Genomic DNA, 6,000 nt, shown 5'->3' on the forward strand with positions numbered 1-6,000 from the left:
GTTATCAGGTAATCATAAAAACTTATCTCACTACGCAGGGACATATAAACCTTATTGAGAGTTACTCCGGTAAAGAATAACTTATAATATTTTTACTATGCGAGTTTAATCAGACTTGTCGTTTTTCGTTTTATATTAAACAATCTAATTATTAGTATTACTCCTCTTCATATTATACCAATTATTATTCATTACTGCGCTTGTGTTAAGCGTGTTAGTGGCTGATGGAGGAGCTAATTTCCCTCCTCGGAGGGGCTAGGGGTGGGTTTAACATCAGAGGAGGCTTAAAAACTGAGCTTACCAAAGCACAGCATTCCTTTAATATTGGTATTAATTTAAAAAGAAGAATATTAAATTATTGCTTGTTAAAGTTTAGCATGAGAGAAATTCTAATTAGTGTCTTAAGCATCTTTCTGTTATTGGCCTGTAACCAAAAAACATTTACTTCCGCTGCCACCCAGCAGGTCCCTGTTTCAAGTTTACCCGCAGAAGCCCGTATTCAGCGGATTGTTTGTTTTAAATTCAAAGCGGGTACCACCTCGGAAGCAATTCAGCAGCACATGCGCGGCTTTGCTAATTTAAAAGACAGCATCTCCTATATTTTATCGTATCAGGCGGGCCCTACTGTTCTGGGAGACCTTACCGAAAAGCCGGAATACGATGTAATGCATTACTGCACTTACCGCAACGAAGATGAAATAAAACTTTATTCGGTTCATCCCGTGCACCAGCGTTTTATAAAACAAAACAAAGCCATCTGGGAAAAAGTGCTGGTCATTAATTCCCAGGTTCGCCCCTGATTTAACTGCCAGCCGCCGGGCGCTATAATTATTTAAACAATATTTTAACGGCAGATAATCTTCCCGGATGTGAGGGCACGAAAATGATGTACACCTGCGGGGTGCCCACACCAGTACTACCTAATATCTTTCAGGAGGCAATTCTTTGCAGCTTGCTCTTACTAAGAAGTCCATTACTATTTTAACAAAACCCGCCACAATTAGCCATCCTTATTTATTTCCGCTAAGTAATATTCCTAATTTTGTTTCTGATGCAATTTCGGAAATATTCAAGAGGTAAGGTTTACTGGCAAAGCTTAGTGGGCTTTTGGGTCTTAAGCTGTTTTTTTTACATGCCTGCCCTTGGGCAAAAACCATTAACCAGATTCGAATACAGCCAACGGCACATGGGTACCCTGTTCCGGATAGTGCTGTATGCGCCAGATTCAACCAAGGCGGGCCAGGCGGCAAGGGATGCTTTTAACCGGGTAGCCCAATTAAACCAAATTCTCAGCGATTACGAACAAAATAGCGAACTCAACCAACTTTGCCGCACGGCCGGTACCGGCCAGTGGGTACCCGTTAGTAAAGATTTATGGTTTGTGTTGAAAAAATCGGTAGAAGTATCGGAGCGGACGAAAGGCGCTTTTGATGTAACCGTTGGGCCTTACGTGCAGTTGTGGCGCCGGGCCCGGAGGCAAGGGCAATTGCCTACGTCCGAAGTGCTGGCCCAAGCCCGAAAAACGGTGGGTTACCAGCACCTGAAACTAAATAAAAAAGCAAAAACCGTGCAGTTAGCCGTGCCGGATATGCATTTGGATATGGGGGCGATTGGCAAAGGCTATGCCGTAGACGAAGCCCTGAAAATATTAAGAAAGCACGGCATTAAATCGGCACTGGTAGATGGCGGCGGCAATATTGTGGTGAGCCGCCCGCCGCCTGGCACCAAAGGCTGGGCAGTAAGCCTGGGCATTACGGCTCCCTCCGACACTACCCAACAGTTAAAGTTACTGCTAAAACACCAAGGGGTAGCTACTTCCGGCGATTTATACCAGTACCTGGTTCTGGACGGGGTTCGTTATTCTCATATTCTCAACCCTTTTACCGGCCTGGGACTTACCGACCAGAGCCGTGTTACCATTGTCGCCCGCGACGGCCTTACCGCCGATTGGCTTTCTACGGCCGTTAGTGTACTTGGCCCAACCGACGGTTTGGCGCTGGCCGATAAAACACCAGGTGCGGCGGCTTCTTTTATCCGGCAGGAAAAAGACCATACCCGCCAATGGCTTTCCCGACGATTCAAAAAACTCAACACTTCACTTTTAAGTACGGAATAAATATAGCTCCTACATTCCCGTTATCGCTTTAATTCTGCCGTTTCCGGCTTAAACCATTCAAGGCACATTTTGGGGTATTCACCGGCTTAATTCGGGCAACCGCCCATTTAAAATTGAATGCCGGTAACAACTATTCTAATTTGAGCCCTGATAAAACACTTGGCCTGGATGATGGTCCGAATGGTAATGTTTGCTACTGTCCGCTTTTGTATGTTGCTACGCAAAAGCGAACACTTAAGCAATTAGCATAACCGGAGATAATTAATCCGGAAAAACATAAGAAAAAAATACACTATCCAATAAGCTACTCGTTTACAATTATTTAAAGACCAAAGGTAGCTGCTATTATATTTTATACCGTAGTTTGGTCAGGTTATTGCTTCATTACCCTTGTTCTATATATTAAAGCTGGATATTATGTTCGATATAAACTTTCACCTGTTCCATGACGAGAATTTCTCTGATTATACTGCTGCTGATCAGCAGCCAGCTGCCTCTGTTAGCCCAGAACAAGTACACCATCAGCGGCTACGTCCGGGAGAAAGGGAGTCAGGAATCGCTCATCGGGGTGAGTGTGTACCGGCCCGGCACCAGCGTGGGGACGGCTTCGAACACCTACGGCTTTTATTCACTTACCCTTCCTGCTGCCGACTCGGTTGAGTTAGCCTTTTCGTACGTGGGCTACCGGCCCGAAATCCGGCGGATTAAACTCCGACAAAACACCGAATTAAATATAGAACTGGAGCCCAATGCGGTGCTGCAGGAAGTAAAAATTGTGGGCACGGAGCAACGCGAAAAAGTAAGCGAAGCGGTGCAAATGAGCAATATTGAGGTACCGGTAGCGCAAATTAAAAATATTCCGGCCCTGCTCGGCGAAAAAGACGTAATGAAAGTGCTTCAGCTGATGCCTGGCGTGCAGAAGGGCAGCGAAGGCAACAGCGGCATTTACGTACGCGGCGGTGGCCCCGACCAAAACCTGATTATCCTGGATGATGCCACCGTTTACAACGCCTCTCATTTATTTGGCTTCTTCTCTTTGTTTAACGGCGATGCGCTAAAAAGCGTGGAAATGACCAAAGGCGGTTTTCCAGCCCGCTATGGTGGTCGCTTGTCGTCGGTGATTGAGCTGAACATGAAAGACGGCAACAAAGAAGAAGTACACGGCGAAGGCGGCATCGGGCTCATTTCGTCGCGGTTAACCGTAGAAGGCCCTTTAAAGAAAGGCATTTCTTCTTTCCTGGTATCGGGCCGCCGCACCTACGCCGATTTGCTGATTCGCCCATTTTTACCGAAAGAAGCCAAAGCGGGTTATTATTTCTACGACCTCAACACCAAAGTTAACTACGATTTTGGCCGGAAAAACAAATTATATATAAGCGGCTATTTTGGCCAGGACCGCTTTTATTTGCGCGAAAAATTTGATGATGGCGATCGCACGCGCACGGGTATTGACTGGGGCAACGCCACCGGCACCTTGCGCTGGAACCATTTATTTAACGATCGCTTATTTGCCAATGCCTCCCTGATTTACAGCCAGTACCAGTTTAATATTTTTTCGGAAGAACAAAACCGCTCAAATGAAGAATTCAAACTCGATTATTTGTCGGGCATCCGCGATATTGGCCTAAAATACGATTTAGATTATTTGCCTAACCCGGAGCATTCTATCCGGATTGGTGTACTGAGCACTTACCACCGCTTTAAGCCCAGCGCATTGGTAGTTAAGGATTCCGATATAAATAAATTCGTGCGGGAAGTCTCAAATATTGATGTATCCGAAACCGGCGTGTACGTTGAAGATACTTACCGGCCTTTTCCGCAATTGCGCCTGAACGCCGGCATCCGGTTGAGTCATTTCGGCGTGAAAGGCAAATCTTACTTTAGGCCCGAGCCCCGCTTAGGCGTGAGTTACCGATTATTCGAAGATTTATCGCTGAAAGCCTCTTACGCCACCATGAACCAGTTTGTGCACCTGCTGAGTAATACCGGCATTGGCTTACCCACCGATTTATGGGTACCTTCCACGAAACGGATTGCTCCGCAGCGTTCGCAGCAAGTAGCGCTGGGCGTAGCCAAAGATTTCCCGAAGCAGAATCTTTCTTTAACGGTGGAAGGCTATTACAAGAAATCAGATAATATTATCGGGTACAAAGAGGGAGCCAGCTTCCTGCTCATCGACGATGCCGAATCGGCGGAAACGGTAAACTGGGAAAACAATATTACGGCAGGCCAGGGTTGGTCGTATGGCGCGGAGTTTTTATTGCAACGCAAAATAGGCAAGTTCTCGGGCTGGGTGGGCTACACGCTCTCCTGGACCCAGTTACAGTTCGATTCGCTCAACTTCGGTAAAAAATATTACGCCCGCTATGATCGCCGCCACGATATTTCGGTGGTAGGTATTTACCAGCCTTCTTCGCGCATTACCTTATCGGGTACCTGGGTTTACGGCACCGGCAACGCCATAACCATGCCCCGGAATACTTATACCGCCCCTACGCACGAACCCAACAGCCGCTTCCAGAACGGCCAGTACGTTACCGAGTACGGCGATAAAAACAGCTTCCGGATGGCCGCTTACCACCGGTTTGATATTGGTATTCAGTTTCACAAGAAAAAACGCTGGGGCGAACGTACCTGGGAAATCAGTGCTTACAACCTGTACAGCCGCAAGAACCCGTTCTTTTATTACCTCGACTCAGAATACCAGCCGAACGATAATTCTACCGTTACCAAAGTAAAACAAACTTCCTTGTTCCCAATCATTCCATCGGTGAGTTACAGTTTTAAGTTTTAGGAACCGCTAAACATGAAAATACAGAATATTTATAAGCTGTTTTATTTAGGACTGATATTGGGCTTGGGGTCTTGCGAAACAGATGTTACAAAAGATGTAAATATTGATACTACGCCTAAGCTAGCTGTGGTCTCTTTTATTTCGCCACAGGATACGGTGCTGTTGGTTAATTTACAGAAAACGCAGCCGGCCGTGGGTAAAGGCATGTCGCGCGAGGAAGCCCGCGTACCAAATGCCACGGTGCAATTATCGGATGGAACCAAAACCGTAAGCTTACGCTACGAACCTACGCCTGATGTATACCGGGTAAGCGCCTCTAAATTACCTGTATTAGCGGGTAAGACTTACTCCCTAACCGTTTCGGCTCCTGGCGGTTATGCCGTGTCGGGTTCCTGCACTGTACCCCGCACCGAAGGGGTACAAATAACCGATATGGCTGTTTCGCCCAAAGCTTTAGATAATCCCGGTGGGCCTGCTTCCGTGGAGGTATTCACGTTTAAATGGCAAGATGCAGCCGGTCAACCCAATTATTACCGTACACTGGCTGGTACCCGCGAAAGCCGCGACCCCATGAACCCCAACGGTCCGCCCCGCATAGAGCCTTTTGCCTTTAATAGCTGGAACGACAAAAACAAAAATTTATACTCCGACGAAAAAACGGATGGCGGCTTATTCTCCTCCGGCGAAGGCAGCTCGCAGCTACATACACCCCAGCCGCCGCCAAAACCTTACTGGCTCTATGCTACCCTGGCCGTCACCGATCAGCATTATTACCGCTATCACCGCTCGGTTTACCAGCAAGCAGACACCGATGGTAACCCTTTTGCCGAACCAACCTTAATTTACACCAACCTGCAAGGCGGCTTGGGCGTGTTTGCTGCCTACAACGAGGTAAAAGGCTCTAAAAGAGTAGAGTAATTAAATAGCTTTTCTACAAATAAAAGGGCCCGCCTGAACTAACAGACGGGCCATTTTATTATTTTGAATAGATTATAAACTGGTGTGACGCGAAATTTTCTTGTGAACAGTTGTTTGTCTAAGAAATCCATCCCTGTCATTCAGGAGGCAACTATTTGGCTGCCTACTACAT

Annotated in this window: 4 protein-coding genes; all 4 read left to right on the forward strand. The window is 46.8% G+C overall.

What is annotated here, in order from left to right; all coding sequences use genetic code 11:
* Positions 1 to 377: 377 nt before the first annotated feature.
* The 4 genes from AAE02nite_RS23390 (at position 378) to AAE02nite_RS23405 (ending at position 5,828) form a co-directional block, all read left to right on the forward strand.
* Positions 378 to 800 (forward strand): Dabb family protein, encoded by a 423-nt coding sequence (locus AAE02nite_RS23390; protein WP_146904175.1) that lies wholly within the window; start codon positions 378 to 380, stop codon positions 798 to 800.
* Between the two features lie 332 nt (positions 801 to 1,132).
* Complete coding sequence (locus AAE02nite_RS23395; RefSeq protein WP_170252677.1) at positions 1,133 to 2,116, forward strand: FAD:protein FMN transferase; 984 nt, start codon at positions 1,133 to 1,135, stop codon at positions 2,114 to 2,116.
* 445 nt (positions 2,117 to 2,561) lie between these two features.
* Entirely contained in the window at positions 2,562 to 4,910 is a 2,349-nt protein-coding gene (locus AAE02nite_RS23400; protein ID WP_146904182.1) for a TonB-dependent receptor, read from the forward strand.
* A 12-nt stretch (positions 4,911 to 4,922) separates the two neighbouring features.
* Positions 4,923 to 5,828, forward strand: coding sequence for a DUF4249 domain-containing protein (locus AAE02nite_RS23405; RefSeq protein ID WP_146904185.1), 906 nt, complete (start codon positions 4,923 to 4,925; stop codon positions 5,826 to 5,828).
* Positions 5,829 to 6,000: the final 172 nt, after the last annotated feature.

Source organism: Adhaeribacter aerolatus (assembly GCF_007991635.1).
GTDB lineage: Bacteria > Bacteroidota > Bacteroidia > Cytophagales > Hymenobacteraceae > Adhaeribacter > Adhaeribacter aerolatus.

Bases quoted from the DNA above. Each gene is read 5' to 3' on its own strand.
- AAE02nite_RS23390 (WP_146904175.1), top strand. From the start codon at position 378: ATGAGAGAAATTCTAATTAGTGTCTTAAGCATCTTTCTGTTATTGGCC.
- AAE02nite_RS23395 (WP_170252677.1), top strand. From the start codon at position 1,133: ATGCCTGCCCTTGGGCAAAAACCATTAACCAGATTCGAATACAGCCAA.
- AAE02nite_RS23400 (WP_146904182.1), top strand. From the start codon at position 2,562: ATGACGAGAATTTCTCTGATTATACTGCTGCTGATCAGCAGCCAGCTG.
- AAE02nite_RS23405 (WP_146904185.1), top strand. From the start codon at position 4,923: ATGAAAATACAGAATATTTATAAGCTGTTTTATTTAGGACTGATATTG.